The 25,774-nt window shown below is 66.9% G+C and carries 26 protein-coding genes, 2 tRNA genes and 1 other RNA gene; 17 read left to right on the top strand and 12 right to left on the bottom strand.

Annotated elements, in window-relative coordinates:
* Positions 1-48 precede the first annotated feature (48 nt).
* From pdeM to rpsU, 4 genes are all read right to left on the bottom strand, one after another.
* Positions 49-750 (bottom strand): ligase-associated DNA damage response endonuclease PdeM, encoded by a 702-nt coding sequence (pdeM, locus tag J2848_RS05995; protein WP_149230026.1) that lies wholly within the window; start codon positions 748-750, stop codon positions 49-51.
* A 17-nt stretch (positions 751-767) separates the two neighbouring features.
* Positions 768-3,281 carry a ligase-associated DNA damage response DEXH box helicase gene (locus tag J2848_RS05990; protein WP_149230027.1) on the bottom strand — a complete coding sequence of 838 codons (2,514 nt, stop codon included), beginning with the start codon at positions 3,279-3,281 and terminating at the stop codon, positions 768-770.
* Between the two features lie 61 nt (positions 3,282-3,342).
* Positions 3,343-4,176 (bottom strand): 3-methyl-2-oxobutanoate hydroxymethyltransferase, encoded by an 834-nt coding sequence (gene panB / locus J2848_RS05985; RefSeq protein WP_149230028.1) that lies wholly within the window; start codon positions 4,174-4,176, stop codon positions 3,343-3,345.
* Between the two features lie 221 nt (positions 4,177-4,397).
* Positions 4,398-4,601: a 30S ribosomal protein S21 gene (rpsU, locus tag J2848_RS05980; protein ID WP_012974546.1), complete on the bottom strand. Its 204-nt coding sequence runs from the start codon at positions 4,599-4,601 to the stop codon at positions 4,398-4,400.
* A 193-nt stretch (positions 4,602-4,794) separates the two neighbouring features.
* Between rpsU and def the strand changes: the two genes are divergently transcribed.
* On the top strand, positions 4,795-5,325 hold the full coding sequence (gene def, locus J2848_RS05975) for a peptide deformylase (protein ID WP_149230029.1): 531 nt from the start codon (positions 4,795-4,797) through the stop codon (positions 5,323-5,325).
* 24 nt (positions 5,326-5,349) lie between these two features.
* Complete coding sequence (locus J2848_RS05970) at positions 5,350-6,045, top strand: COQ9 family protein (RefSeq protein WP_149230030.1); 696 nt, start codon at positions 5,350-5,352, stop codon at positions 6,043-6,045.
* A 108-nt stretch (positions 6,046-6,153) separates the two neighbouring features.
* On the opposite strand, the gene J2848_RS05965 is transcribed toward J2848_RS05970, so the two are convergent.
* From J2848_RS05965 to ssrA, 3 genes are all read right to left on the bottom strand, one after another.
* A complete protein-coding gene (locus J2848_RS05965; protein WP_149230031.1) occupies positions 6,154-6,549 on the bottom strand; it encodes a TfoX/Sxy family protein in 396 nt (131 codons plus the stop codon).
* A 12-nt stretch (positions 6,550-6,561) separates the two neighbouring features.
* Positions 6,562-7,059 carry an SspB family protein gene (locus tag J2848_RS05960; protein ID WP_149230032.1) on the bottom strand — a complete coding sequence of 166 codons (498 nt, stop codon included), beginning with the start codon at positions 7,057-7,059 and terminating at the stop codon, positions 6,562-6,564.
* An 81-nt stretch (positions 7,060-7,140) separates the two neighbouring features.
* Positions 7,141-7,501: a transfer-messenger RNA gene (ssrA, locus tag J2848_RS05955) on the bottom strand.
* A gap of 120 nt (positions 7,502-7,621) precedes the next feature.
* On the opposite strand from ssrA, the gene thyX reads away from it, so the two are divergent.
* Together thyX and J2848_RS05945 are read left to right on the top strand one after the other, a co-directional pair.
* Positions 7,622-8,563: an FAD-dependent thymidylate synthase gene (gene thyX / locus J2848_RS05950; protein ID WP_149230033.1), complete on the top strand. Its 942-nt coding sequence runs from the start codon at positions 7,622-7,624 to the stop codon at positions 8,561-8,563.
* A 12-nt stretch (positions 8,564-8,575) separates the two neighbouring features.
* The gene (locus tag J2848_RS05945; RefSeq protein ID WP_149230034.1) at positions 8,576-9,010 is read left to right on the top strand and encodes a tetratricopeptide repeat protein; all 435 of its coding nucleotides are present in this window, start codon (positions 8,576-8,578) and stop codon (positions 9,008-9,010) included.
* Positions 9,011-9,033: 23 nt separating this feature from the next.
* Here the strand turns inward: J2848_RS05945 and ruvX are convergent, their stop codons facing one another.
* Complete coding sequence (gene ruvX, locus J2848_RS05940) at positions 9,034-9,576, bottom strand: Holliday junction resolvase RuvX (RefSeq protein ID WP_376992669.1); 543 nt, start codon at positions 9,574-9,576, stop codon at positions 9,034-9,036.
* A gap of 73 nt (positions 9,577-9,649) precedes the next feature.
* Here ruvX and J2848_RS05935 point away from each other — a divergent pair, with 73 nt between their 5' ends.
* The 4 genes from J2848_RS05935 (at position 9,650) to gatA (ending at position 12,514) form a co-directional block, all read left to right on the top strand.
* Complete coding sequence (locus J2848_RS05935) at positions 9,650-10,192, top strand: GNAT family N-acetyltransferase (RefSeq protein ID WP_149230036.1); 543 nt, start codon at positions 9,650-9,652, stop codon at positions 10,190-10,192.
* A gap of 138 nt (positions 10,193-10,330) precedes the next feature.
* The gene (locus tag J2848_RS05930; RefSeq protein ID WP_149230037.1) at positions 10,331-10,657 is read left to right on the top strand and encodes a hypothetical protein; all 327 of its coding nucleotides are present in this window, start codon (positions 10,331-10,333) and stop codon (positions 10,655-10,657) included.
* 88 nt (positions 10,658-10,745) lie between these two features.
* The gene (gatC, locus tag J2848_RS05925) at positions 10,746-11,033 is read left to right on the top strand and encodes an Asp-tRNA(Asn)/Glu-tRNA(Gln) amidotransferase subunit GatC (RefSeq protein WP_042691134.1); all 288 of its coding nucleotides are present in this window, start codon (positions 10,746-10,748) and stop codon (positions 11,031-11,033) included.
* Positions 11,033-12,514, top strand: a complete 1,482-nt coding sequence (gene gatA, locus J2848_RS05920; protein WP_149230038.1) for an Asp-tRNA(Asn)/Glu-tRNA(Gln) amidotransferase subunit GatA — start codon at positions 11,033-11,035, stop codon at positions 12,512-12,514. Before gatC ends, gatA begins: the two co-directional genes overlap by 1 nt.
* An 83-nt stretch (positions 12,515-12,597) precedes the next feature.
* Here the strand turns inward: gatA and J2848_RS05915 are convergent, their stop codons facing one another.
* Complete coding sequence (locus J2848_RS05915) at positions 12,598-12,783, bottom strand: hypothetical protein (protein ID WP_014248132.1); 186 nt, start codon at positions 12,781-12,783, stop codon at positions 12,598-12,600.
* A gap of 75 nt (positions 12,784-12,858) precedes the next feature.
* On the bottom strand, positions 12,859-13,053 hold the full coding sequence (locus J2848_RS05910; RefSeq protein WP_149230039.1) for a hypothetical protein: 195 nt from the start codon (positions 13,051-13,053) through the stop codon (positions 12,859-12,861).
* Positions 13,054-13,195: 142 nt separating this feature from the next.
* Here J2848_RS05910 and J2848_RS05905 point away from each other — a divergent pair, with 142 nt between their 5' ends.
* Positions 13,196-13,522 carry a hypothetical protein gene (locus tag J2848_RS05905; protein WP_211103051.1) on the top strand — a complete coding sequence of 109 codons (327 nt, stop codon included), beginning with the start codon at positions 13,196-13,198 and terminating at the stop codon, positions 13,520-13,522.
* Between the two features lie 46 nt (positions 13,523-13,568).
* Here J2848_RS05905 and glnA read toward each other — a convergent pair whose 3' ends face one another.
* Positions 13,569-14,978 carry a type I glutamate--ammonia ligase gene (gene glnA / locus J2848_RS05900; protein WP_109086114.1) on the bottom strand — a complete coding sequence of 470 codons (1,410 nt, stop codon included), beginning with the start codon at positions 14,976-14,978 and terminating at the stop codon, positions 13,569-13,571.
* A gap of 294 nt (positions 14,979-15,272) precedes the next feature.
* Positions 15,273-15,611: a P-II family nitrogen regulator gene (locus J2848_RS05895; RefSeq protein ID WP_012974531.1), complete on the bottom strand. Its 339-nt coding sequence runs from the start codon at positions 15,609-15,611 to the stop codon at positions 15,273-15,275.
* Between the two features lie 368 nt (positions 15,612-15,979).
* On the opposite strand from J2848_RS05895, the gene J2848_RS05890 reads away from it, so the two are divergent.
* The 8 genes from J2848_RS05890 to J2848_RS36095 all read left to right on the top strand — a co-directional run bounded on the left by J2848_RS05890 (position 15,980) and on the right by J2848_RS36095 (position 25,616).
* Positions 15,980-16,055 (top strand) — tRNA-His (locus J2848_RS05890).
* 191 nt (positions 16,056-16,246) lie between these two features.
* Positions 16,247-17,710 carry an NAD(P)H-hydrate dehydratase gene (locus J2848_RS05885; protein ID WP_149230041.1) on the top strand — a complete coding sequence of 488 codons (1,464 nt, stop codon included), beginning with the start codon at positions 16,247-16,249 and terminating at the stop codon, positions 17,708-17,710.
* 91 nt (positions 17,711-17,801) lie between these two features.
* Positions 17,802-19,328, top strand: a complete 1,527-nt coding sequence (locus J2848_RS05880; RefSeq protein WP_149230042.1) for a malonyl-CoA decarboxylase — start codon at positions 17,802-17,804, stop codon at positions 19,326-19,328.
* A 154-nt stretch (positions 19,329-19,482) separates the two neighbouring features.
* Positions 19,483-19,567 (top strand) — tRNA-Leu (locus J2848_RS05875).
* A gap of 91 nt (positions 19,568-19,658) precedes the next feature.
* A complete protein-coding gene (tig, locus tag J2848_RS05870; RefSeq protein ID WP_149230043.1) occupies positions 19,659-21,002 on the top strand; it encodes a trigger factor in 1,344 nt (447 codons plus the stop codon).
* 112 nt (positions 21,003-21,114) lie between these two features.
* Complete coding sequence (clpP, locus tag J2848_RS05865; protein WP_098739527.1) at positions 21,115-21,741, top strand: ATP-dependent Clp endopeptidase proteolytic subunit ClpP; 627 nt, start codon at positions 21,115-21,117, stop codon at positions 21,739-21,741.
* Between the two features lie 255 nt (positions 21,742-21,996).
* On the top strand, positions 21,997-23,259 hold the full coding sequence (clpX, locus tag J2848_RS05860) for an ATP-dependent Clp protease ATP-binding subunit ClpX (protein WP_012974526.1): 1,263 nt from the start codon (positions 21,997-21,999) through the stop codon (positions 23,257-23,259).
* Between the two features lie 419 nt (positions 23,260-23,678).
* The gene (locus tag J2848_RS36095) at positions 23,679-25,616 is read left to right on the top strand and encodes a methyl-accepting chemotaxis protein (protein WP_211103052.1); all 1,938 of its coding nucleotides are present in this window, start codon (positions 23,679-23,681) and stop codon (positions 25,614-25,616) included.
* The last annotated feature ends 158 nt before the right edge of the window (positions 25,617-25,774 follow it).

Genomic DNA, 25,774 nt, shown 5'->3' with positions numbered 1-25,774 from the left:
CCACCGATATAGGCTGCGCTTACGCTTCGGCCAGAGCATCCCGGAGGGTCACCGCGCACGGTCCGGCGACAAACGGTCGCAGGGGAAGCGGTAGACCCGGCCGCGCGCCGTCATCAGAACTTCGAACCCCGGCGCCAGCAGCCCGTCGAAGGCGGCGTCCAGCACGTTCAGCCCGCCGGTGAAGCTGCCGAAGGCCGGCAGGATCAGCTTGGCTCCGTCATGGGCAAAGCAGCGTTCCCGCACCCGTCGCCCGGCCAGCGCCACCGCGGCGGCCGGATGCAGGTGCCCGGACAGTTCGCCCACCGCACCGGGTTGCGCCTCGTGCCGGAAGGTCAGCGGGCCGAGCGACAGCTCCGCCACCACCCGCCCGCCGAGCCCCTGTGGCGGTTCGGGATCGTGGTTGCCGCTGATCCACACCCAGTCGGCGACGGCGGCGGTCAGGCCGCGCAGCCGTTCCACGTCGGCGGGATCCATCCGCTCCGCCGCCCGGCGGTCGTGGAAGCTGTCGCCCAGGCACAGCACGCGTGCCGGCCGCGCCATCGCGATCAAATCCGCCAGCCGGTCCAGCGTCGCCCGAGTGTCGTAGGGCGGCAGCATCCGGCCGCGCGCGGCGAAGGCGGATCCCTTCTCCAGATGCAGGTCGGCGACGGCGAGGATGCTCTCCGCCGGCCACAGCAGCGCGCCCGACGGATCGGCCAGCAGATCGGCGCCGCACAGCGTCAACGCCGCACGGCTGGCGGTCTGTGTCATGGTCCCGGTCATGGTCATCACAGGATCAACCGGCCCTGTTGCGGTTCGGCACGTTTGGAAGAAGCCGCTTTGGGGGTGGCCAGTTCCGGCATCGCCTCCGCCAGCAGTTCGGCCTCGGCGGCGGCGAGCAACTCGTCGGTGGCGCTGCCCTCCACCCGCTCGCGGCCGATCTCCAGGATCACCGGCACCGCCAGGGGGGAGATGCGGTCGAGATCCTTGTGGGTGATGCGCCCGCGCACCCGCGCCAGGAAATCGGACAGGCGGCGGATGTCGGTCAGCCCGCCGGCCGCATCTGCCCGCGTCGCCCGCAGCAGCACATGGCCGGGGTCGTGCTTGCGCAGCACGTCATAGATCAGGTCGGAGGAGAAGGTGACCTGCCGCCCGGTCTTCTCCTGTCCGGGATGACGGCGGTCGATCACCCCGGCGATCAGCGCCACATTGCGGAAGGTCCGCCGCAGCATCGACGATTCGTCCATCCAGGCTTCGAGATCGTCGCCCAGCATGTCCTGGTCGAACAGCGCGTCCATATCGGTGCCCATATCCTGGGGAGACCGCAGCGACCACACCGCCAGCACATAGTCGGTGGCGACGAAGCCCAGCGGCCCCAGCCCGAACCGCTCCATCCGCCGGGTCAGCAGCATGCCCAGGGTCTGGTGCGCATTCCGCCCCTCGAAGGCGTAGGCGACGAGGAAGCGTTTGCCGGCCTTGGGGAAGGTCTCCACCAGCAGCCCGTCGCGGTTGGGCAGGACCGAGCGGTAGCGCTGAAGCCGCAGCCATTCCTGAACATCCTCCGGCAGCCCGTCCCACTGGCGCGGATCAGCCAGCATGGCGCGCACACGCTCGGCCAGATGGGTGGTCAGCGGCAGCCGCCCGCCGGCATAGGCGGGCACCTTCGGATCGCCGGTGCCGCCCTTGGCGACCTGGGCTTCCATCTCGCGCACGCCGAGGAATTTCAACAGCTGGCCGGCGAACAGGAAGGTATCGCCGGGGGTCAGGCCCTGGATGAAATACTCTTCCACCTCGCCCAGCACCGGGCCGCGGTTCAGCCGGACGCGCAGCAATGCCTCCTGCGTGATGGTGCCGACATTCATCCGGTATTGGCGTGCCACTGCCGGGCCGGCCACCGCCATCCGGCCGTCCTCGCGCAGCTTCAGGCGCTGGAACCGGTCATAGGCGCCGAGCGCGTAGCCGCCGGTGGCGACGAAATCCAGCACGTCGTCGAACTCGTCGCGCGTCATCGCGGCATAGGGGGCGGCGGAAACCACCTCCTCATACAACTCGTCAGGCAGGAAGGGCGCTGCGCAGGCCATGCCGAGCAGATGCTGGGCCAGCACGTCCAGCCCGCCCGGCCGCGGTGCCTCGCCATCGAGCGTGTGGTCGTGCACCGCCTCCAGCGCGGCGCGGCACTCCAGCACCTCGAACCGGTTGGCGGGGACCAGCAGGGCGCGGCTGGGCTCGTCGAGCCGGTGGTTGGCGCGGCCGATGCGCTGGACCAGCCGGCTCGACCCCTTGGGCGCGCCGATCTGCACCACGAGGTCCACCGCCGCCCAGTCGATGCCGAGATCGAGCGAGGAGGTGGCGACCACCGCCCGCAGCTCGCCGCGCGCCATGGCGCCCTCGACCTTGCGGCGCTGCTCCACCGCCAGCGAGCCGTGGTGGAGTGCGATGGGAAGGTTGTCGTCATTGACCCGCCACAGTGCCTGGAACACCAACTCGGCCTGGGCGCGGGTGTTGACGAACAGCAGGGTGGTACGCTGGCGGCGAACGCGCTCGTAGATCTCCTTCATGGCGTGCATCGCCATGTGGCCGGCCCAGGGCACCCGTTCCTGCGAGGTCAGGATCTCGACCTCCGCCTGGGCTCCGCTGCGGCCCAGCACGAGGCGGACGTCGTCGGCTGGCGTCCCGTCATACCGACCGCGGCGCGACAACCAAGCCAGCAGCCGCTCCGGTTCCGCCACCGTGGCCGACAGCCCGACACGGCGCGCGGCGGGGGCGAGGCGGGAAAGGCGGGCCAGCCCTAGCGCCAGCAGGTCGCCGCGCTTGGTGCCGGCCAGCGCGTGCAATTCGTCGATGATGACGCAGCGCAGATTACGGAACAGCCGGTCGGCATCGGTGTAGGACAGCAGCAGAGCCAGACTTTCCGGCGTCGTCATCAGCATGTGCGGGGGATGGGTGCGCTGGCGCTTGCGCTTGGCCTCCGGCGTGTCGCCGGTGCGGGTCTCCGCCCGGATCGGCAGCCGCATCTCGGCGATCGGCTGCTCGAGGTTGCGCTGGATGTCGACCGCCAGCGCCTTTAGTGGCGAGATGTAAAGGGTGTGCAGCCCCTCGCGCGGCCGCTCGGCCAGTTCGATCAGCGAGGGCAGGAAGCCGGCCAGCGTCTTGCCGCCGCCGGTGGGGGCAATCAGCAGCGCGCTCTCGCCCCGTTCGGCCGCCTCCACCATCGCGACCTGATGCGGGTGCGGCGCCCAGCCGCGCGACCGGAACCACGCGGCGACGTTGGGCGGGATCAGGGCGGGGGAGGGGGCATCCATGGCGGTCGGACTGTAGCGGATCGCCTGGAACGGAGGAAGAACGAAAGTGTCGGGGAGAGTGTTACACCGCCGCCGCCTTCTTCACCCCGAAGCAATGTTCCGGCCCCGGAAAGGCGCGGCTGCGCACTTCGGCGGCGTAGGTCGCGGCGGCTTCGCTGACCGTCTCGCCCAGGTTGGCGTAGCGCTTGACGAATTTCGGCTGGAAGGCGCCGAACAGGCCCAGCATGTCGTCGGTGACCAGCACTTGGCCATCGCAGGCTGGCGAGCCGCCGATGCCGATGGTGGGGATCGCCACCTCTTCGGTGATGCGGCGGGCCAGCGGCTCCATCGTGCCTTCGATCACCAGGGTGAAGGCGCCGGCCTCGGCGATCGCGCGGGCGTCGGCGGCGATCCGTTCGGCTGCCTCGGCATCGCGACCGACCGCCTTATAGCCGCCGAGCGTGTTCACCGATTGCGGCGTCAGCCCGACATGGCCCATCACCGGGATGCCGCGGGCGGTCAGGAAGGCCACCGTCTTCGCCATCTCCAGCCCGCCTTCCAGCTTGACCGCCTGGGCGCCGGTTTCCGCCATCACGCGGGCCGAGGCGCGGAAGGCGGCCTCCTTGCTTTCCTGGTAGCTGCCGAACGGCAGATCGACCACGACGCAGGCCCGTTCGGACGCGCGCACCACGGCGGCGCCATGGGCGATCATCATGTCCAGCGTCACCGGCAGCGTGCTGTCCAGCCCGTAGACCACCATGCCCAGCGAATCGCCGACCAGCAGGATATCGACATGCGGGTCGAGCAGCCGGGCCACCGGCGCGGTGTAGGCGGTCAGGCAGACGATGGGCTCGCCCCCCTTGCGGGCGCGCAGCGCCGGGACCGACTGGCGGGCGGTGAGGTTGGAAGCGCTCATGTTCGGGCCTCTCCGGGGCAGGCTACAAGCGGGCCGAAGGGGGGCGGCCCAGCTCGCTGACCATTCAATACGCTTGGCCGACGCACAGTCGGGCCAAGAAAAATGGCGCAGATACACCAAAACCGCCCACGCGAGGATCGCGGGACGGTCGGGTGCAAGACACAAGGGGTCTTGGGCGCGCATCACACGCGCCCATCGCTGTCGCTAGGCGCGACAGACGATTAATAACCCTCGCGTTCCATCCGCTTGCGGAGCAGCTTGCGGGTGCGACGCACCGCTTCAGCCTTCTCACGCGCGCGCTTCTCCGAGGGCTTCTCGTAGTTACGGCGGAGCTTCATTTCACGGAAAATGCCCTCGCGCTGCATCTTCTTCTTGAGCGCGCGGAGGGCCTGATCGACGTTGTTATCTCGGACCAGAACTTGCACGTTAACCGTCACCCTTCCAAGTGAAGCATGTTGCGCCAAGGCAACAAATAGGCATGCGCGGCGGGCGCACCCCTTGTGTGGGCGCAGTGTGTAGCACGCCCCCTCGCCTTTGTGAAGGGGAGTCTTTGCCCTTAAGCATCAGCAGGACAGGAATCGGTTGCTCCGGCAGCCTCCACACTCCAGATATAGCGGCATGCCAGTGCTTCCAATCGCCCGAATGGGCAATCCCGTACTCCGCAAGATCGCGGAGCCCATCGCCGACCCGACCGATCCGGCAGTCTCCCGGCTGGCGGCCGACATGATCGCCACCATGCTGGACGCTCCCGGAGTCGGTCTCGCCGCGCCGCAGATCTCGGAGTCGCGCCGGATCATCGTCTTCCGTGTCCCCGCCGACCGCGGCGAGGGGGAGGAGGTCGCCAACACCGTCCTGGTCAATCCGGTGATCGAGCCGCTGACGGATGACAAGGCCCTGGGCTGGGAAGGCTGCCTGTCGATTCCGGGCCTGCGCGGTCTGGTGCCGCGCTACACGCGCATCCGCTACCGCGGCTATGGCCTCGACGGCGCCAAAATCGAGCGCGAAGCATCGGGTTTCCACGCCCGTGTGGTCCAGCACGAGGTCGACCATCTGGACGGCGTGCTCTATCTTGATCGCATGGACGACCTGCATCACCTGGTCTGCACCGAGGAAATGCATCACCTCAACGCCGCGCCGGCCCGGAGCTGAGGGCGGGCGCAGGGAGAGTTGGCTATGAGCATCGATACGCTTCGCGACGAGATTCTGGTGGCGAGCCTGCCCAACGTCGTCTTCGACGGCTGGAGCCTGCAGTCCCTGCGCGACGGCACTGGGATGGCGGGGCATGAGCCGTCGGCCCTGTTGCGCGCCTTCCCCGGCGGAGTCACCGACGCGGTGGAGCATTTCGCCGACTGGTCCGACCGCCAGATGCTCGACCGGCTGGAGGCGCTGCCTCTGGCCGAGATGAAGGTGCGCGAGCGCATCTCGCTCGCCGTCCGCACCTATTTCGAAGTGCTGGAGCCCTATCGCGAGGCCAAGCGCCGCCAGCTCTCCTATCTGGCGCTGCCGCAGAATGTGGCGCTTGGCCTGCGTCTGCTCTACCGCACGGTCGACGCGATGTGGTTCGCCGCCGGCGACAGTTCGACCGACTACAACCACTACACCAAGCGGGCGCTGCTGGCCGCGGTGGTCAGCTCCTCCACCTTCTATTGGCTGGACGACAAGTCCGACGACCATGCCGAGACCCGCGCCTTCATCGACCGGCGTCTGGCCGACGTGCTGGCGGTGGGCAAGGCGACTTCGTCGGTCGGCAAGCTGGGCTCGATGCTGAACATCCTGCCCAACCCTCTGCGCTTCGCCCGCCAGATGCGCCAGCGCAGCGCCGGCGCTCAGGCCAGCAACGCGACCGTCCACATGGCGGAGAATATCTGAGGGGACTGATGCGTGAATCTCCCTCTCCCCCCTGGGGAGAGGGTCGGGGTGAGGGGGATGCATAGCGTAGCTATCCCGGGGGAGTCCTCGCCGTGCTCCCCTCTCACCCTAGCCCTCTCCCCGGGGGGGAGAGGGAATATCCCGTTTCCGCTTCACCTTTGCCGCCTTCTTCGCCGCGGCCCGCAGCGCTGCGTCGAAGCCCGACCGCGCCCAGGGCAACAATTCATCGCGGTCGTCCAGCGCCGAGTCGGGTGGCGGATAATAGGACAGGGTGGTCGGCTTGTCCGGCATCGGCCGGAAAGGCTCCAGGCCCAGTTCTGTGAACGCCGCGCGGTTCACGTCGTCCGCCTTGAAATACAGGATTTCATCGGCGATCAGCGCGAAGGTCAGCCCGTCGATCGACAGGCCGTAGCCGCCGAACATGCGGCGCACATGCAAATCGCCCAGCGGCGCCAGCATCTCGCAGAGTGTGGCGACATACTCGCTGGGCGGCTGGGCTGGCATCGGTCTGGAAGATTACTTCTTGCGGAAGGCGTCCAGGGCAACGACCTCGCCGCGCTTCGGCTCTTCGGCCGGGGCGCTTTCCTCCGCCTTTTCCTCGACCCGCTCGGCGGCGGTACGGGGCGGCATGGTCGCGACCTCCGCCGACTCGGCGGCGGCCAGCGGCTGGAACTGCAGGGCGAAGTTCACCGAAGGGTCGGCGAAGGTGGTGATGGCGGCGAACGGAATCACCAGCCGCTCATGCACGTTGTTGAAGCTCAGCGTGACCTCGAAATGATCGTCCGTCACGTCCAGCCCGTAATACTGGAATTGGAGGACGATGGTCATCTCGTTCGGATACTGCGAGGACAGGTAATCCGGAATATCGACACCGGGGAAGCCGGTGCGGAAGGTCAGGTAGAAGTGGTGATTGCCCGGCAAGCCGCGCTCGGCAACCTCGGTCAGCGCGTCGCGGACAACGCCGCGCAACGCGGTCTCGACCATGCGGTCATAGCGGAGCTGCTCTTTCGGCATGCTTGGGCGGGTCCCTGATAACGCGATCGGTCTTGAGCGTTCCGCTGCGGCCGAGGGCCGGCACGAAACGCTGGGAAGAGAGGTGTGGGCCTTCTGTTGCTAGGCGGCCCACGGCCCCACCCTTGGGCGCTAACCCGCGGGGATTAGGTTTAGGCTACCAGCCGCCGTTAGGCAGCGAGGCGAGCCTGAGCAACGTTGTCGTTGGCAACTATTGCAACGGCCCGATAACGGCGGAACCATGCCGAGCGAAAACCATGCCTTTACCACGCGTGTCGATCCTGTTTCGCCCCCAACGACCCCGGTCAACGAATCCGGCGTATGGTTGGTGGAGGCGCCGGGTACCGCCCCCGGGTCCACAACGCTTATTCCACAAGGCGTTTATCGCCATAGTCGGCGAACCGACGTCGCGAATATAGGCACTCCCGCCCGGCAAGGGAAGGGGCTGTGTGGCATGATCGCCAAATGCGTTGCGGTGACGCGGGTAGGACGCATTCCTGAAAGGCGGCTTGCACCCTTGTCCCGCACTGCTTAAGAGTCCGGCCGTTGCAGCCCCGGAGTCACCATGCCGATCACGCCCGAGCAGCGCGACGAAATCGATCGCCTGCGCGCCGTCACCGCCACCACCCGCCGCGCCACCGTTCCGGCCCTGGAGGACATCCTCTATCAGCCGCTGGAGGTGCTGGACCACGGCTTCGTCCGCGTCATCGACTATATGGGCGATGATGCGGCGGTCGTGCAGGCGGCGCGCGTGTCCTATGGCAAGGGCACCAAGAAGGTCAGCGAGGATTCGGGCCTCATCAAGTATCTGATGCGCCATCGCCACTCGACCCCGTTCGAGATGTGCGAGATCAAGTTCCATGTGAAGCTGCCGATCTTCGTCGCCCGTCAGTGGATCCGCCACCGCACCGCCAACGTGAACGAATATTCGGCGCGCTACTCCATCCTCGACCGCGAATTCTACGTGCCGGCGCCGGAACAGCTGGGCGCCCAGGCCGTGGTGAACCGCCAGGGCCGCGGCGACGTGCTGGAGGGTGAGGAGGCGGCCAACGTCATGCGGCTGCTGCGCGAGGATTCCGAACGCGCCTACGGCCACTATGAAGAGATGCTGAACCACCGCGAGGACGGCACGGTCATCGACCCGTCCCGCCAGGGTCTGGCGCGCGAGCTGGCGCGGATGAACCTGTCGCTGAACTATTACACGCAGTGGTACTGGAAGGTCGATCTTCACAACCTTCTGCACTTCCTGTCGCTGCGTGCCGACAGCCATGCCCAGTACGAGATCCGCGTCTATGCCGACGCGATGCTGGACGTGGTGAAGCGCTGGGTTCCGGCGGTCTTCGAGTCCTTCACTGAATACCGCATGGGCGGCGCCCACCTGTCGCGCACCGGCCTGGACGTGGTGAAGCGCCTGCTGGCCGGGGAGCCGGTGACCCAGGAGGCCAGCGGCCTGTCCAAGCGCGAATGGCGCGAACTGATGGACCAGCTCGGCCGCAGCGATTCGTAAGGACCCAAGCCGATGACGCCGGATCAGGCCGAAAGCATCTACCGCCAGGGCCTGATCGCCGCTCAGGCCGGCCGCTGGGCCGACGCGCAGGAGCTGATCGCTCAGGCCATCACCGCCCGGCCGGGCGTTCCCGTCTGGTGGGCTACCTACGGGCTGGTGCTGGAAAGCCGGAGTGATTTGCCGGGTGCGGCGCAGGCGTTCGCCGGAGCGCTGAACCTCGACGGCGATCTCGCCATGGCGATGGACGGCCTGCTGGCGGTGGCGGAGACACTGGCCGCTGCCGGCCACGCCGATCTGGCGGAGGGAATTTACTGCCGCGCGCTGGCGCTCACCCCCGGCACGCCGGCCGCCTTCGTCAAGGCCAGTGCCCTGCTGCTGGTGCAGGGACTTGATCCGTCAAAGCTTCTTCGCCGCGCCGCACTGCTTCAGCCCGAGCGCCATGCCTGATTGAACGACGACCGGGGCCTGTTTCAGTCTCGATCGTCGTCTTCGTCGTCGCGCTCATCTTCGTCCGCTTCGGCGGCGAGGCGGCGCTGGTTGGCCAGCATGTCGAGCGCGCCTTGCAGGATGTAGGCGGCGGCCATCTTGTCCACCACCTCGTCCCGGCGCTTGCGGGTCATGTCGGCCTCGCCGATCATGAAGCGCTCGACGGCGGAGGTCGACAGACGCTCGTCCCAGAAGGCGATCTCCGCCTCCCAGCCCAGCAGGTCGGGCCGCTCCAGCAGGTTCTTGGCGAAGGCGCGGACCGACTCGGCGCGCGGTCCCTCCGTCCCGTCCATGTTCAGCGGCAGCCCGACCACCAGCCCGCCGATGCTGTAATCGCGGATGGTCTTCGCCAGTTCGCGCGCGTCCTGGGTGAATTTGGTGCGCTTCAGCGTGCCGATGGGCGATGCGACGATCAGTCCCGGATCGGCCACCGCCAGCCCGACGGTCTTGGTGCCGACGTCAAGGCCAAGCAATCGTTGGTTTTTGCCCAGCCGGGCCGCGAGTTCGGAGAGGGTGTGGATCATCAACCGACCATAGGGCCGCAGCCTTGTCACCGCAAGATCGCTTGAGTTGTTCTCAAAGATACTTACTCTTCTAAGTATGAGCAGCGCACTCTCCCACGCCGTCCTGTCGCACCGGCCGCTTGCCGACACCGACATCCCCACGATCTGCGGTTTTCCCCGCGACGCGGAGGAACTGTATTTCCTGTTCCCGCGCGCGGTCTGGCCGCTGACTCCCGATCAGGTCCGGGCAACCCTGGGCATCCGCCGCGATCCCACCGTGGCCACCCTGATCGGGGATGGGCGGGAGCGCGTGGTCGGCTATGCCAACTACGCCACCTTCGAGGACGGCCGCACCGCCAGCATCGGCAATGTCAGCGTCGATCCCGGCCTGCGCCGCCGCGGCATCGCCGAATATCTGGTGCGGACGATGATCGACCGCGCCTTCGATCACCATCACCTGTCCGAACTGACGCTCTACTGCTTCAGCACCAACACGCCGGCCCTGCTGCTCTATGCCAAGCTAGGTATGGTGCCGATCGCGCTGGAGACGCGGGTGACGCCCTGGGGCGAACCGATCGCGCTGTTCAAGCTGCGCATGGACCGCGCCGGTTGGTGCTCCGCCGCTCCCATCGCCGCCTGAGCTTCTCCAAGCTTCCAAGGATTTCCTTCCAAAGATTTAATGATTGCACCGCTGCCGGACCGCTCCATGCGGCGTATAGTCGGCATCCGGGCCGGTGACGCACGGCCGACCGATGGGACAGATCGACGGAGCGGACGGATGAGCAGGATGGGCGCGGATGCGAACCGGCGTGTGGTGCTGGCCGGACTGGCCGGATTGGCCACTGGCGGTGTCGGGCTGTTTGCCGCCGGTGGGGCGAAGGCGATCACCGCGCAGTCCAGTTCCGATTACGGCGCCATGCTGGATGCCGCCTGTGGTGCCAGCGCCGACCATAAGCGCCAGATCGCCGCGGTGGAGAAGACGATGGGAGTCCTTCTTCCCGACGCGCGGGTGGTGGAGGCGTTGCAGCGCACCCAATGCCCGTCCTGCGGATGCCCGCTGGCGCTGGCCGCCGGCTTCGCGAAAGGCGATGCCGGCGCCTTCTGAGCGGCGGAATGGCCGCAATCGTTGCGGATGAAGCCGGCGGGTGCTAGCTTCGCGGCCGATTTCCAATGTTTTGGAAGAGAGTAGAGGCATGTCGCTCGACAAGGCCACGGTGGCCAAGATCGCGCATCTGGCCCGCATCAAGGTGCCGGACGAGGAACTGGAATCCCTGGCCGGGGAACTGAGCCAGATTCTGACCTTCGTGGAACAGCTCAACGAGGTCGACACGAAGGACGTGCCGCCGATGACCAGCGTCGCCGCGCAGAAGCTGCGCCGCCGCAAGGACGAGGTCACCGACGGCGGCTACGCCGCGCAGGTCCTGTCGAACGGTCCGGAAACGGCCGAAGGCTTCTTCGTCGTGCCCAAGGTGGTCGAGTGATGACGGCGCTCACGCATCTGACGATGGCGGAGGCCCTGGACGGCCTCGCCAAGAAGGAATTCACCGCGGTCGAGCTGACCGAGGCGCATGTGCGCGCGGTCGAGGCCGTGCGTCCCTTCAACATCTTCATCACCGAGACCCCCGACGCCGCCCTGTCGATGGCCAAGGCCAGCGACGAGCGCCGCGCCAAGGGCTCGGCCGGGCCGATGGACGGCCTGCCCATCGCGGTGAAGGACCTGTTCTGCACCAAGGGCGTCGCCACCACCGCCGGCAGCCACATCCTGGACGGTTTCAAGCCCGAATATGAATCCACGGTGACCTCCCAGCTGTGGCGCGACGGCGCCGTCATGCTGGGCAAGGTGAACCTGGACGAGTTCGCCATGGGCTCCGCCACCATCACCGCCCACCAGGGCGAGACGGTCAGCCCGTGGAGCCCCGGCGCTCCCGGCGCCTGGGACAGGAAGATCGTCGCCGGCGGCTCGTCGGGCGGGTCCGCCGCGGCGATCGCCGCGCGCGCCGCACTGGGCGCCACCGGTACCGACACCGGCGGCTCGATCCGCCAGCCGGCCGGCTATACCGGCACCGTCGGCATCAAGCCGACCTACGGCCGCTGCTCGCGCTGGGGCATCGTCGCCTACGCCTCCTCGCTGGACCAGGCCGGGCCGATGACCCGCACGGTCGAGGATGCGGCGATCATGCTGCGCTCCATGTGTGGTTTCGATCCGAAGGACTCCACCTCGGTCGACATGCCGGTGCCGGACTTCCGCGCCGCGCTGACCGGCGATATCCGCGGCCTGCGCGTCGGCATTCCCAAGGAATATCGGGTCGAAGGCCTGTCGTCCGAGATCGCCGCGCTGTGGGACCAGGGCATCGCCTGGCTGAAGGAGGCCGGCGCGGTTCCGGTCGAGATCAGCCTGCCGCACACCAAATACGCGCTGGCCGCCTATTACATCATCGCGCCGGCCGAGGCGTCGTCCAACCTCGCGCGCTATGACGGCGTGCGCTACGGCCTGCGGGTCGAGGGCGGCAACCTCAAGGAAATGTACGAGAACACCCGCGGCGCCGGCTTCGGCAAGGAAGTGCAGCGCCGCATCCTGATCGGCACCTATGTGCTGTCGGCCGGCTATTACGACGCCTATTACAACAAGGCCCGTCAGGTGCGCACGCGCATCAAGTGGGACTTCGACGAGGCGTTCAAGAGCTGCGACGTCATCCTGACGCCGACCGCCCCCAGCACGCCCTTCGCCATCGGCGAGAAGATGGACGACCCGGTGCAGATGTACCTGATCGACGTCTATACCGTTCCGGTCAACCTCGCCGGCCTGCCGGCCATGTCGGTCCCGGCCGGCCTGGGTGCCGACGGCCTGCCGCTCGGCCTCCAGTTGATCGGCCGCCCCTTCGACGAGGAGACGCTGCTGCGCGTCGGCCAGGTCGTCGAAAAGGCCGCCAACTTCACCGCGGTTCCGCCCTTCGTGGCGTGAGACGGGTGCCTTGACAGCGAAAGGGCCGGCTCACGGGAGCCGGCCCTTTTCGTTTGTGGGCGTCGCCAGTCGGCGCCTATCTATCACGCCCCGCCGATTCCCTGCACATAGCTCTCGCCGGTCTTCGGATCGATGTTCTCGCCTGTCCCCGGCGTGCCCGGCGGCGCTTCGTCCTTGTCGCTCATCGGTTCGACCGCCGGCTTGACCGGAATCGGTTTGGTGGCGGGACGGTCGCCTTGCGGCATGTCGGACGTCTTCTCTTCGGCCATGGCGGCTTGCTCCTTCTATTGGCTCGGTTCCCCTTTCCCAACAGGCCGGCCGCCGCTTCGTCACCCGGATTGCCGCTATTCCGCCGCCTCCAGCGCCACCCGCGCCAGTTCCAACAGCTTCTTGTCCACCTCTTCCTCGTCATAGCCGGGGTTGTCGGCCAGGGAATCGCGCAGGCGCATGGTGATGAACTCGCCGGTGTGATGCTTTTCGTAAAGGCGGACGTCGCCCAGCGCCTTGGCGACGCGGTGCAGCCGATCGCGATCCATCATGTTCTCCCGTCCTGGTAATCCATCTTGATCACTGCGGTGGCAACAGCCGGGCCGGTGCTTCATTCCTGCGTCCTGTCCTCGCCCATGCGCCGTACTGCGCTTGGATGGTGGAACAGGAGACATCCTTCCGGCGTCCCTGTTGATGTCGGCAATCATGGCGATTGGGGGCGAAGGCATGGTCCCGGGACACGATCAACGGCGCGAACTGCTCACCCGCGTCCGCCATGTCGTTGAGCATTACGAGCGCCACAGCACCGCCGGCCCGGCCATTATGCGCGGCGTGCGCTATGACCTCGCGGTGAGGGCGACCGATTTGAACGGGGACGGTTGCCTGTTCCCTGCCTGCACCTGTGCCAAGGCGGATTGCGCGGAGCGGACGACATGCGCCCCACCCGATGTTGGCATCTGGATCGAACAGGCCAAAAAAGAAAACCGCCCCCGGCGCAAACCGGGAGCGGCTTTCGAATGATGCGTGACCGGCCGCGGCGCCCGTTGCCGGACGCCGCGAGGCAACATCAGACCGAGTAGTACATCTTGTACTCGATCGGGTGCGGCATGGTTTCGAAGGCCATCATCTCTTCCGTGCGGAGGTCGATGTAGCCGTCGATCATGTCCTGCGAGAAGACGTCGCCCTTGCGCAGGAACTCGTTGTCCTCGCGGAGCGAGTTCAGGGCTTCGCGCAGCGAGCCGCAGACGGTCGGGACCTTGGCCAGCTCTTCCGGCGGCAGGTCGTACAGGTTCTTGTCCATCGCGTCGCCCGGATGGATCTTGTTCTGGATGCCGTCCAGGCCGGCCATCAGCATGGCGGCGAAGGCCAGGTACGGGTTGGCCGACGGATCCGGGAAGCGGACCTCGACGCGCTTGCCCTTCGGCGAGGCGACGTACGGGATGCGGCAGGAGGCCGAACGGTTGCGGGCCGAATAGGCCAGCAGGACCGGGGCCTCATAGCCCGGGACCAGACGCTTGTAGCTGTTGGTCGACGGGTTGGTGAAGGCGTTCAGCGCCTTGGCGTGCTTGATGATGCCGCCGATGTAGTACAGCGCCAGCTCCGACAGGTCGGCATACTGGTTGCCGGCGAACAGCGGCTGGCCGTCCTTCCAGATCGACTGGTGGCAGTGCATGCCCGAGCCGTTGTCGCCGAAGACCGGCTTCGGCATGAAGGTCGCGGTCTTGCCGTAGGCGTGGGCGACGTTGTGCACCACGTACTTGTAGTACTGCATGTTGTCGCCGGTGCGGACCAGCGTGTCGAACTTGATGCCCAGCTCGTGCTGGGCGGCGGCCACCTCGTGGTGGTGCTTCTCGACCGGAACGCCCATCTCGGCCAGGACGCTCAGCATCTCGGCGCGCAGGTCGTTGCAGCTGTCGACCGGAGCGACCGGGAAGTAGCCGCCCTTGGTGCCCGGGCGGTGGCCCAGGTTGCCGTCCTCATAGTCCTTGCCCGACGAGTAGGAACCCTCGTCCGAGGCGAACTCGTAGGACACCTTGTTCATGTCGACGGAGTACTTGACGTCGTCGAACACGAAGAACTCGGCTTCCGGGCCGAAGAAGACAGTGTCGCCGATGCCGGCCGAGGCGGTGTACTTCTCGGCGGCCTTGGCGATGCCGCGCGGGCAGCGGGCGTAGGCGCCGCCGGTGCCCGGATCATAGACGTCGCAGAGGATGTTCAGCGTCGGCTGGGCGGCAAACGGATCCATGACGGCCGTCGTCGGGTCCAGCTTCAGGATCATGTCCGACTCTTCGATGCCCTTCCAACCGGCGATCGAGGAACCGTCGAACATGATGCCGTCTTCGAACACGTCCTCGTCGATGGTCGAGACGTGCTGAGCGGTGTGGTGCAGCTTGCCGCGCGGGTCGGTGAAGCGCAGGTCCACGTACTTGACGTCGTGTTCCTTGATCAGGTCGAAGACCTTGCTGATGTCGGACATGTCTCTTTTTCCACGCTTTAAGAGGGTTGGATCCCGCTGCGTCAAGCCGCTGTCGAAGCCCCGAAGGGGCTTTGGCGGCGGAGGGCGGCGCTCGCGGCGGACGTTATCTCACGCCTTTCTTCCCCGCACAACGCGCCAACCCAAAAACTCGCACGTTCGCCATAGGCGCCTTTCGGCCGTTCGGCGAGGAGTGCGGCCGGGGCCGGCGTGAGGGGGAGGGGAAAACGGCGCATGTTGGCGGGTGCTGGTCGGAGGAAGGCCGATCGGAACGGTGGAGACGACGGAGTTACGCGATCAGATCGCGTCGGCGCCCTTCTCCCCGGTGCGGATGCGGACAACTTCCTCCACGGGCGTGACGAAGATCTTGCCGTCGCCGATGCGGCCGGTGTGCGCGGCCTGCTGGATCGCCTCGATCGCCCGTTCCACCAGGGAATCTTCCATCACCACTTCGATCTTCACCTTCGGCAGGAAGTCCACGACGTATTCCGCGCCGCGATAAAGCTCGGTGTGGCCCTTCTGGCGTCCGAAGCCCTTGGCTTCGGTGACGGTGATTCCCTTGATCCCGACTTCGTGAAGGGCTTCCTTCACCTCGTCGAGCTTGAACGGCTTGATGATGGCTTCGATCTTCTTCATGGGTCTCTCGTGTACGAGGTGCCAACGCCGGCAGGCACCGTCCACGGCACTGCCGACAGCGACGACAGTAAGCATGGAGCGTGCCACATTTGGCCGATCCGGTCCGGCGGCATCGACGCTGGTCATAAGACGGTCGGATGCCGTCCGATGGGGCAGGGTGCTGCCGAAGGATTCAGCGGAGTGAACAATATTTGTGCAAATGGCGCAAGGGCTCCGCGTCGCCGGGCGCATCGTGGCCTCTCCAGGCGGGCGAAAGGGGTGGTAACCCGCCTCGAAAGACGTTTTTTCGCTCTTCGTGAAAAAGACGCTTGACCGGTCAGTCGTGGTGGAGCATAACGCGGCTCCCGACGGCGGAAACGCTGACGGCGGCGGTGGTAGCTCAGTTGGTAGAGCTCTCGGTTGTGGTCCGAGCGGTCGTGGGTTCGAGTCCCATCCATCGCCCCATCTTCTTCTTCGCGTCTTGGAAAATTTGGGTTTTATAAACGTCCGCACGGCTGGCCCGCCGTTTCGCGGGCGTTTATGCTTGTCCGCGCATTCGGTCCGGGTGGAAGGCATCGCCTAGGGGTAGAGCGGGCGTGCGAATCTTCGCCCGCCCAGGGAACGGCACGGCAAGCCAGGGTCGGGGAGAGTGGGGGATGGATGAGCTTCTGTCCGTCGCGGAGATGTATCGGGCTGACCAGCTGGCCATCGCCGCCGGGGTGCCCGGTCCGGTCCTGATGGAGGCCGCCGGCGCCGCCGTGGTCCGCGCGGTGTGCGAACGCTGGGCTCCGCATCCGACCGCCGTGCTCTGCGGTCCCGGCAATAATGGTGGCGACGGTTTCGTCATCGCCCGGCTTCTGCTGGAGGCCGGCTGGCCGGTGCGGCTGGCGCTGCTCGGCACCCGGTCCGCCCTGACCGGCGATGCAGCGGTGGCGGCGGACCGCTGGCCCGGCCCGATCGAGGCGGCCGATCCCTACATCCTGAAGGGCAACCCCCTGGTCATCGACGCGCTGTTCGGCGCCGGACTGTCCCGGCCGCTCGATGGCCTTGCCCGTTCCATCGTCGAGGCGATGGAGGGGCGCACCGTCGTCGCCGTCGATGTCCCGAGCGGCCTGCATGGCGACAGCGGCCGCGTGCTGGGTGCGGCTCCCCAGGCGGCGCTGACCGTCACTTTCTTCCGCCGCAAGCCCGGCCACGTGCTGCTGCCCGGCCGTACTCTGTGCGGCGAGGTGGTGGTGGCCGATATCGGCATTCCGGAGCGGGTGCTGGACAGCATCGCGCCGCAGACCGCAGCGAACGAACCGTCGCTGTGGCGTCACCGCTTCCCCTGGCCGGCGCTGGACGGCCACAAATACGCGCGCGGCCATGCGGTGGTGCTGGGCGGTACGCGGATGACGGGGGCGGCACGGCTGGCCTCGGTCGCGGCTTTGCGTGCCGGGGCCGGGCTGGTCACCATCGCCTGCCCGCAGGAGGCCTTCCCGATCTATGCCGCCGGCTGCGCCAGCGTGATCGTCGACCCGCTGGAGGATGCCGGCGCCTTCGCCCGGCTGTTGCAGGACCCGCGCAAGAACGCGGTGCTGATCGGGCCGGGGGCGGGCAGGGGGGCGCAGACCCGCGCCGCTGTGATGGCCGCTCTGGACGCCCGCCGCGCCTGTGTCCTCGATGCCGACGCGCTGACCAGTTTCGCCGAGTCGGCCGATGAGCTTCTCGACCGGCTCGACAAACGCTGTGTCCTCACCCCGCATGAGGGGGAGTTCGCCCGGCTGTTCGGCGATTCCGTCGGCATGGACGGCGACAAGCTGTCGCGGGTGCGTGCCGCCGCCGCAAGGTCCGGTGCGGTCGTCGTGCTGAAGGGGGCCGACACCGTGGTCGCCGCCCCCGACGGCAGGGCCGTGGTCAACATGAATGCGCCGCCAGATCTGGCGACCGCCGGAACCGGCGACGTGCTGGCCGGCATCGTGCTGGGCCTGCTGGCGCAGGGAATGGACGGGTTCGAGGCCGCCTGCACCGCCGTCTGGCTGCATGGCGAGGCCGGGCGGGCGCTCGGCCCCGGCCTGATCTCCGACGATCTGGCAGGGGCGCTGCCCGGCGTGCTCAAGGCGCTGAAGGCTCAAGGATAGAGCCTGACAATTGCGGCGTCTGCGGTACTCCGGACGGCTGCGTCCGCGCGCCCACTTGCGGCGCCGGCCGGGCAGGGCCAGACTCCGGGGTATGAGCGACGCACCCGACACCACCACTCTGGAGCCTGTGCCGCCATCCCAGGCCGCGCAGCCCAACTTCTTCGACCGCGCGCTGGACAACCTGCGCACCCGCTGGCGCGAGATCGCGGCGTCGGCCCGCGGCGCCGTCGGCGCGGCGCCGCGCACCCATCTGCCCAAGGAGGACGCCGAGCGTCTGAAGGAGCAGATCGAGGCCTGCCTGGAATCGCGCGGCGGCGAGGTCTCGGCCCGCGCCCGCGCCGCCCAGCTCGGCCGCACCTATCTGGCGCTGGACCCGCAGGGGCGGCGCAACTTCCTTCTGATGCTCGCGCGCGACTTCGACGTCGACCGCGATGCGGTGATGGACGCGATGGCGACCTTCCAGGCGGCGGCCGACCCGGTGGCCCGTGGCCATGCCGAACGGGCCTTGCGCCGCGCGCTGGAACCGCCGCGCCTGCGGCTGCTGACCCAGTTCAACGCCCTGCCGGAAGGGGTGAAGTTCCTGGTCGATCTGCGTGCCGAGTTGATGGAGATGGCACGCGGCGAACCGCTGTTGCAGGCGCTGGAAGACGATCTGAAGAACCTGCTGCGGGCCTGGTTCGACGTCGGCTTCCTGGAGATGCACCGCATCACCTGGGACAGCCCGGCCTCGCTGCTGGAGAAGCTGATCAAGTATGAGGCGGTGCACGAGATCAGCGGCTGGCAGGACCTGAAGGACCGGCTCGATTCGGATCGCCGCTGCTTCGCCTTCTTCCACCCGCGCATGCCGCATGAGCCGCTGATCTTCGTCGAGGTGGCGCTGGTCCAGGGCATGTCGGATAATGTGCAGGCCCTGCTCGACCCGACCGCGCCGGTTTGCGATCCCAAGAGCGCCGACAGCGCCATCTTCTATTCGATCTCCAACGCGCAGGTCGGGCTGGCCGGCATCAGCTTCGGCAATTTCCTGATCAAGCGGGTGGTCGACGGGCTGGCGACCGAGTTCCCCAACATCAAGTGCTACGCCACCCTGTCGCCGATCCCCGGTTTCCGCCGCTGGTTCGATCGCGCGCTCGACCGCGACGGCGACGCCCTGCTGACCAACACCGAGGCCGAGCGCATCGCCGAACGGCTGGCGGAGCTTGAGCAGACCGAAGACGCGGACGCATCCACCGAAGGCGGTGTCGGTGCCGACGAATCGCCGCTGCTGTCCCGTGCGCTCGCCCGTCCCGGCTGGGCCGAGGACGAGGAGTTGCAGAAGCGCCTGCGTGGCCCGCTGACGCGTATGGGCGTCCATTACCTGACCAGCGTGCAGGAGGCGAAGGGCCATGGCCGCCCCCGCGCGCTGGATCCGGTGGCGCATTTCCACCTGACCAACGGTGCCCGGATGGAGCGGCTGAACTGGTTGGCCGACCGCTCGGGCAAGGGGCTGAAACAGTCGCTGGGCATGATGATCAACTACCGCTACCGCCTGGGCGAGATCGACGCCAACCACGAGTCCTACACCGGCGAGGGACGCATCATCACCTCCTCCGCGGTGCGGTCCCTGGCGAAGGCTGGGTGAAAAGCGGGCGGCTGACGCGAACAGACCGCGCCTCACTCTCTTGAGTCGGGCCATTTTGCCTGTTTGCTTCCGGCGCGCTGTGCTATAGACCGGACTTCGCCGGCGGTCCGGCGGGTGTTTGCGCACCCGTCGCGGCTGCCTTTGCCATGAGAACGCGGGCGTGGCGGAATTGGTAGACGCGCTGGATTTAGGTTCCAGTGACTTCGGTCGTATGGGTTCAAGTCCCTTCGCCCGCACCATGGCAACACCTTGGACCGCATGGACAACACGGATTCGGGCCGCCCGGACGGGCGCCGCCGGGCCGGAACAACGAGATAGGCTTTCGTTCCGATGAACATCACCGAGACCAGCACCGACGGCCTCAAGCGCGAATTTCAGGTCGTCATTTCCGCCAAGGACATCGAAGAGAAGGTGAACGGCAAGCTGGAAGAGCTGCGCCGCACGGTCCAGTTGCCGGGCTTCCGTCCGGGCAAGGTGCCGGTCACCGTGATCAAGCAGCGCTATTTCGGCGGCGTGCTGTCCGAGGTGCTGGAGGACGCCATCTCCGACAGCTCGCGCCAGGCGCTGAGCGAGCGCGGCCTGCGCGTCGCCCTGCAGCCGAAGATCGAAGTCGAGAAGTATGAGGACGGCGGCGACCTCACCTACAAGATGGCGGTCGAGCTGCTGCCGGACGTCGAGCCGGGCGACTTCACCGGCATCGAGCTGGAGAAGCCGGTCGCCGAGGTCACCGAGGAGTCGGTGCAGGAAGCGCTGACCCGTCTGGCCTCCTCCCACGCGACCCAGGCCCCGGTTACCGAGGACCGTGCTGCCGAGACCGGCGACATCGCCGTGATCGACTTCGCCGGCACGGTCGACGGCGAGGCGCTGGAAGGCATGGACGGCAAGGACTACCCGCTGGAGCTGGGTGCCGGCCGCTTCGTTCCGGGCTTCGAGGAGCAGCTGGTCGGCGTCAAGGCCGGCGAGCACCGCACCGTCAACGTCACCTTCCCGGAGGACTACCCGCACGAGCGCCTGAAGGGTGCCGCGACGGTCTTCGAGGTCGACGTGAAGGAGCTGCGCAAGAACGTCCCGGCCGAGGTGAATGACGAACTCGCCAAGGAGTTCGGCATGGAGAGCCTGGAGAAGATGCGCGAAGCCATCCGCGACCGCATCAAGGGCGAGTATGACGGCCTGTCCCGCCTGCGCGTGAAGCGCCAGCTGCTCGACAAGCTGGCCGAGGCCCATTCCTTCGAGGTGCCGGCCGGCATGGTCGACATCGAGTTCGGCGGCATCTGGGAGCGTCTCCAGGAGGAGATCAAGAACGGCACCGCCGGCGAGGATGCCAACAAGTCCGAGGACGAGCTGAAGGCCGAGTACCGCTCGATCGCCGAGCGCCGCGTCCGCCTGGGTCTGCTGCTGTCGGAAGTCGGCCGCCGCAACAACATCCAGGTCACCCAGGACGAGGTGAACCGCGCCCTGATCAACGAAGCCCGCCGCTTCCCCGGTCAGGAGCGTCAGGTGTTCGAGTTCTTCAAGCAGAACCAGCAGGCTCTGGAGAACCTCCGCGCCCCGATCTTCGAGGACAAGGTGGTCGACCACATCCTGGATCAGGCCAAGGTCACCGAGAAGACCGTCAGCGTCGAAGAGCTGACGAAGGACGAGGACGAGGCCGGCAACGAGTCTGCGGCCGCCTAACTCCCCAAAAGGAGTGGGGGCGGACTACCATCCGCCCCCGAAGGTTCCTATATGTGGTTCCGTGCCGGCAACGATCACCGGTTCAGCCAACTGCGGGGGCAGGGAAGAACACATGTACGACTTCGAGCCGAAGATGAATGCTCTGGTCCCGATGGTCATCGAACAGACCAACCGGGGCGAGCGCGCGTACGACATCTATTCGCGCCTGCTGAAGGAGCGGATCATCTTCCTGATCGGCGGAGTGAACGACGCCGTCGCCAGCCTGATCTGCTCGCAGCTGCTGTTCCTTGAGTCGGAGAACCCGAACAAGGACATCGCGATCTACATCAATTCGCCGGGCGGCTACGTCTCGGCCGGCCTCGCCATCTACGACACCATGCAGTACATCCGTCCGCAGGTGTCGACGGTGTGCATGGGGCAGGCCGCCTCGATGGGCTCGCTGCTGCTGGCCGCCGGCGCGCCGGGCAAGCGCTTCTCGCTGCCCAACAGCCGCATCATGATCCACCAGCCGTCGGGCGGCGCCCAGGGCCAGGCCTCGGACATCGAAATCCAGGCCCAGGAAATCCTGAAGCTGCGCTCGCGCCTGAACGACATCTACGTCAAGCACACCGGGCAGGATCTCGACACCATCGAGACCGCCATGGAGCGCGACAAGTTCATGTCGCCGGAAGAGGCGAAGGCCTTCGGTCTGATCGACGAGGTGGTGGAGAAGCGCCCGGGCGTCGACCACCATTCGTGAGCGGTGGGTCCTGAGCCCACCCAACAAAGGGTTGATCGGGTCGTGACGCTGTTGTTGAATGGCAGTGACACGATCCGGTCACAGGGCAGTCTCCCAAAGGGACCCAGCCATGCGGATCGTGATGCGTCGCTACAATGGCGCATGACCTTGTCGCGGACGCCGTCCGCGATAACCTGAGTAGGACCGGCGTCGGGGGGCGCCGCGAACGGGCATGGTCCTAGGGGTCCACGCCTCCCGCGAGATGACGGAGTACCGATGAGCAAGTCCAGCAGCGGCGATTCGAAGAATACGCTCTACTGCTCCTTCTGCGGCAAGAGCCAGCACGAGGTCCGCAAGCTGATTGCCGGTCCGACGGTGTTCATCTGCGATGAATGCGTCGAACTGTGCATGGACATCATTCGCGAGGAGAACAAGACGACCCTCGTGAAGTCCCGCGACGGGGTTCCGACTCCGCGCGACATTCATGCGGTGCTCGACGATTACGTCATCGGACAGTCCTACGCCAAGCGCGTGCTGTCGGTGGCGGTCCACAACCATTACAAGCGCCTCGCCCACGGGACGAAGCACAACGACGTCGAACTGGCGAAGTCGAACATCCTGCTGATCGGCCCGACCGGCTGCGGCAAGACGCTGCTGGCCCAGACGCTGGCCCGCATCATCGACGTTCCCTTCACCATGGCCGACGCCACGACGCTGACCGAGGCCGGCTATGTCGGCGAGGATGTCGAGAACATCATCCTCAAGCTGCTCCAGGCGGCCGACTACAATGTCGAGCGGGCGCAGCGCGGCATCGTCTACATCGACGAGGTCGACAAGATCAGCCGCAAGTCCGACAACCCGTCGATCACGCGCGACGTGTCGGGCGAGGGCGTGCAGCAGGCCCTGCTGAAAATCATGGAGGGCACCGTCGCCTCCGTGCCGCCGCAGGGCGGGCGCAAGCATCCGCAGCAGGAATTCCTGCAGGTCGACACCAGCAACATCCTGTTCATCTGCGGCGGCGCCTTCGCCGGTCTGGACAAGATCATCGCCCAGCGCGGCAAGGGCACCAGCATCGGCTTCGGTGCCGATGTCCGCTCCGCCGACGAACGCGCCACCGGCGAGATCCTGCACGAGGTCGAGCCCGAGGATCTGCTGAAGTTCGGCCTGATCCCCGAGTTCATCGGCCGTCTGCCGGTGCTGGCCACCCTGTCCGACCTGGACGAGGCGGCGCTGGTCGAGATCCTCAGCAAGCCGAAGAACGCCCTGGTCAAGCAGTACCAGCGCCTGTTCGAGATGGAGGACGTCCATCTGGAGTTCTCCGAGGATGCCATGCGGGCCATCGCCCACAAGGCGATCGCCCGCAAGACCGGTGCCCGCGGCCTGCGGTCGATCATGGAAGCCATCCTGCTCGACCCGATGTTCGACCTGCCGGGCCTGACCGGCATCGAGAGCATCCTGGTCAACAAGGAAGTGGTCGAAGGGCGTGCGAAGCCGCTTTACGTCCATGCCGAGCGGCGCAGCGAAGCGCCCGGCGCCTAGTTCGCGCAACATAGCTGACGTGACAATCGAAAGGGGCGCTTCGGCGCCCCTTTTTCTTTGTGCCCGTTCAGGTTGGGCGGCGTGTCCTTGCTGGCGCGTGCATCTATAATTCTGAAATTCAACCATCCGTCCACAAGATGGCATAGCTACAGAATTAATAAATCAGAAAATATCCGGTGATAGTGTTAGCCAGAAAGTTTGGAAGCGCAAGATCAGCCACGTCGCTTCGGCTCGTGCTTCGGCGATTCCGACCGCTTGAACAAGAAAATTGCGGTGGGCGAGCAATGAAAATACGGAATTTTCTTTATGTGTGCCTGACATGCGTTGGGGTGGTCTCCGCTGTCCCCGCGACGTGGCTTGCAGTGCAGGAGAGCGCGTCGGCCGGCCGGGCCGTCGATGCCCGGAACATTGTCGATGTGGTGGGTGCAGCCACCGCGGTGAGCGAAGCGATGGCGCTGGAACGTGGTGTGGTCAACCTGCCGCTGACGTCGGGGAAGAGCCTCGACGACGCCACCCGGGCTTCGTTGTCGAAGGTGCGCTCCCAGGCGGATACGGCGCTCGCCGCTTATATTGCCTCCCTCAAGATATTGGCGGATGCCCGGGCCAGTTCGGAGAGCGCCGGGCTGGCGCAGCGGCTTTCGGAGGTCCGCACCATGACCGACGGCTGGCTGGCGAAGGAGCCATCCGCCCGTCCGGCCGACGCCTCGGCGCAGTTCTTTGCCGGTATGGTCAAGGTGGCCGAACAGATTGCGGTAACGACGAACCGGCTCGACCACCGTCTGAATGACCTCGATTCGGCCGTGGGCGACCGCGTCGATATTGCCATCCGGGCTGCCGCCCTGCGTGAGCAGGCCGGCCAGCAGTCGGTCCTGTATCTCCGTACCCTGGGCACCGGAAAGCCGATGACCCCGGAGGCCGAAGCCGAGGCGATGACGCTGGAGGGGCGGATCATGGCCAACTGGGGTTCGGTCGAGGACGATATCGTCGCCGGCGAGATGGAGCCATTGCTGCGGACGGCGCTGGAGACCGCGCGCAAGGGTTACATCCAGGGCTTCGGCGCCTTCAAGGCGCGGGTTCTGGCGGCGTCGCGTGCCGGCAAACCCTATGACCTCGATGGCGCGGAATGGCGCCGCTCGGCCTCCCCGCTGCTCCAGGATCTTCTGGTGATCCGCGACGCCGGCATCACCGTCGGCCGCGAGATGGCGTCCGACCATCATTCCGGGGCATTCCGCCGCATGCTGCTGGCGATCGGGGTGATGGTTGCCGGCTTTGCGGCCTTGATCGGCGCCGCGATCGCGATCACTCGGCGGGCATCGCGTCCGATTGTCGAACTGGCGGATGTGATCGGTCTCATCGCTGGCGGACGGCGCGATCTCGCCGTCCCGCACCGGCATCGGTCCGATGAGATCGGTGAGATGGCCGCGGCGATCGAAGTGCTGCAATCCCGTGCCCGCGAAGCCGACGACGCCGAGTCCCGTCGGCAGACCGAACGCGAGACGCGCGAGGAGAACCGGCGCATCATGGAGCGGGCGACCCAGGAATTCGTGGCGCAGCTCGAATCCGTAGTGGGGCATTTGTCCACCACCGCGGAGAGTGTCCGCGGCAACTCCGAACGCCTGTCCTCCGCCGCCGAAAGTGCGTCTTCGCTGTCGTCGTCGGTGGCGTCGGCGTCGGAGCTGGCCAACGGCAACATCCAGACGGTAGCCGCCGCCGCCGAACAGCTTCAGGCTTCCATCGGCGAGATCAGCCGCCGGATCGACGACGCCTCCCGGATTGCCCAGGACGCCGTGCGCGAGGCCGGCAGCACCGCCGGGATCGTCGCCACCCTGGCCGACCGGGCGGCCGGCATCGGTTCGGTCGTCGACATGATCAGTTCCATCGCCTCGCAGACCAACCTCCTGGCGCTGAACGCCACCATCGAGGCCGCCCGTGCCGGCGAGGCGGGCAAGGGCTTCGCCGTCGTCGCCAGCGAGGTGAAGAATCTGGCCGGCCAGACCGCGAAGGCCACCGACGACATCCAGCTTCGCGTCGGGGAAATCCGTGATGTCAGCGGCAGCGCCGTCACCGCCATCGACGCCATCAGCCGCACCGTCACCGCGATCAGCGAGGCCGCGTCGGCCGTCGCCGCCGCGGTGGAGCAGCAGAATGCTGCCACCCGCGAGATCGCCCGCAACATCCAGGCGGCAGCCCAGGGCACCGTGGAGGTGTCTGGCAGCATCGGACAGGTCGCATCCACCGCGGAAAGCACGCGCGTCGCCTCGGGAGAGCTGTTGACCGCGTCACGCGGCCTGTCGAACGAGGCCGGAACCCTGCGTACGACCGTCGATGGCTATGTGAACCGCCTCAAGAGCGCCTGATCCGGCGAAAAAGGGGAGGGAAGCGGCGGTTTCCTGCCTGGTTGCGGCTTGGAAACCGCCCATTGGGGGCCGCAGCCCCCTTGAAGGCCGCAGGGCCGTGTGCCACGTTAGTCCGGTGCCGTAGGCGATCCCCGCGCTCGATCCGAGGCGGGGGCTGT

Origin of the sequence: Azospirillum lipoferum (genome assembly GCF_024170005.1) — a bacterium.
Classification (GTDB): domain Bacteria; phylum Pseudomonadota; class Alphaproteobacteria; order Azospirillales; family Azospirillaceae; genus Azospirillum; species Azospirillum lipoferum.
This window is presented reverse-complemented; position numbering and strand designations above follow the sequence as displayed.

Bases quoted from the DNA above. Each gene is read 5' to 3' on its own strand.
- pdeM (WP_149230026.1), bottom strand. From the start codon at position 750: ATGACACAGACCGCCAGCCGTGCGGCGTTGACGCTGTGCGGCGCCGAT.
- J2848_RS05990 (WP_149230027.1), bottom strand. From the start codon at position 3,281: ATGGATGCCCCCTCCCCCGCCCTGATCCCGCCCAACGTCGCCGCGTGG.
- panB (WP_149230028.1), bottom strand. From the start codon at position 4,176: ATGAGCGCTTCCAACCTCACCGCCCGCCAGTCGGTCCCGGCGCTGCGC.
- def (WP_149230029.1), top strand. From the start codon at position 4,795: ATGCCAGTGCTTCCAATCGCCCGAATGGGCAATCCCGTACTCCGCAAG.
- J2848_RS05970 (WP_149230030.1), top strand. From the start codon at position 5,350: ATGAGCATCGATACGCTTCGCGACGAGATTCTGGTGGCGAGCCTGCCC.
- J2848_RS05965 (WP_149230031.1), bottom strand. From the start codon at position 6,549: ATGCCAGCCCAGCCGCCCAGCGAGTATGTCGCCACACTCTGCGAGATG.
- J2848_RS05960 (WP_149230032.1), bottom strand. From the start codon at position 7,059: ATGCCGAAAGAGCAGCTCCGCTATGACCGCATGGTCGAGACCGCGTTG.
- thyX (WP_149230033.1), top strand. From the start codon at position 7,622: ATGCCGATCACGCCCGAGCAGCGCGACGAAATCGATCGCCTGCGCGCC.
- J2848_RS05945 (WP_149230034.1), top strand. From the start codon at position 8,576: ATGACGCCGGATCAGGCCGAAAGCATCTACCGCCAGGGCCTGATCGCC.
- J2848_RS05935 (WP_149230036.1), top strand. From the start codon at position 9,650: ATGAGCAGCGCACTCTCCCACGCCGTCCTGTCGCACCGGCCGCTTGCC.
- J2848_RS05930 (WP_149230037.1), top strand. From the start codon at position 10,331: ATGAGCAGGATGGGCGCGGATGCGAACCGGCGTGTGGTGCTGGCCGGA.
- gatC (WP_042691134.1), top strand. From the start codon at position 10,746: ATGTCGCTCGACAAGGCCACGGTGGCCAAGATCGCGCATCTGGCCCGC.
- gatA (WP_149230038.1), top strand. From the start codon at position 11,033: ATGACGGCGCTCACGCATCTGACGATGGCGGAGGCCCTGGACGGCCTC.
- J2848_RS05915 (WP_014248132.1), bottom strand. From the start codon at position 12,783: ATGGCCGAAGAGAAGACGTCCGACATGCCGCAAGGCGACCGTCCCGCC.
- J2848_RS05910 (WP_149230039.1), bottom strand. From the start codon at position 13,053: ATGATGGATCGCGATCGGCTGCACCGCGTCGCCAAGGCGCTGGGCGAC.
- J2848_RS05905 (WP_211103051.1), top strand. From the start codon at position 13,196: ATGTCGGCAATCATGGCGATTGGGGGCGAAGGCATGGTCCCGGGACAC.
- glnA (WP_109086114.1), bottom strand. From the start codon at position 14,978: ATGTCCGACATCAGCAAGGTCTTCGACCTGATCAAGGAACACGACGTC.
- J2848_RS05895 (WP_012974531.1), bottom strand. From the start codon at position 15,611: ATGAAGAAGATCGAAGCCATCATCAAGCCGTTCAAGCTCGACGAGGTG.
- J2848_RS05885 (WP_149230041.1), top strand. From the start codon at position 16,247: ATGGATGAGCTTCTGTCCGTCGCGGAGATGTATCGGGCTGACCAGCTG.
- J2848_RS05880 (WP_149230042.1), top strand. From the start codon at position 17,802: ATGAGCGACGCACCCGACACCACCACTCTGGAGCCTGTGCCGCCATCC.
- tig (WP_149230043.1), top strand. From the start codon at position 19,659: ATGAACATCACCGAGACCAGCACCGACGGCCTCAAGCGCGAATTTCAG.
- clpP (WP_098739527.1), top strand. From the start codon at position 21,115: ATGTACGACTTCGAGCCGAAGATGAATGCTCTGGTCCCGATGGTCATC.
- clpX (WP_012974526.1), top strand. From the start codon at position 21,997: ATGAGCAAGTCCAGCAGCGGCGATTCGAAGAATACGCTCTACTGCTCC.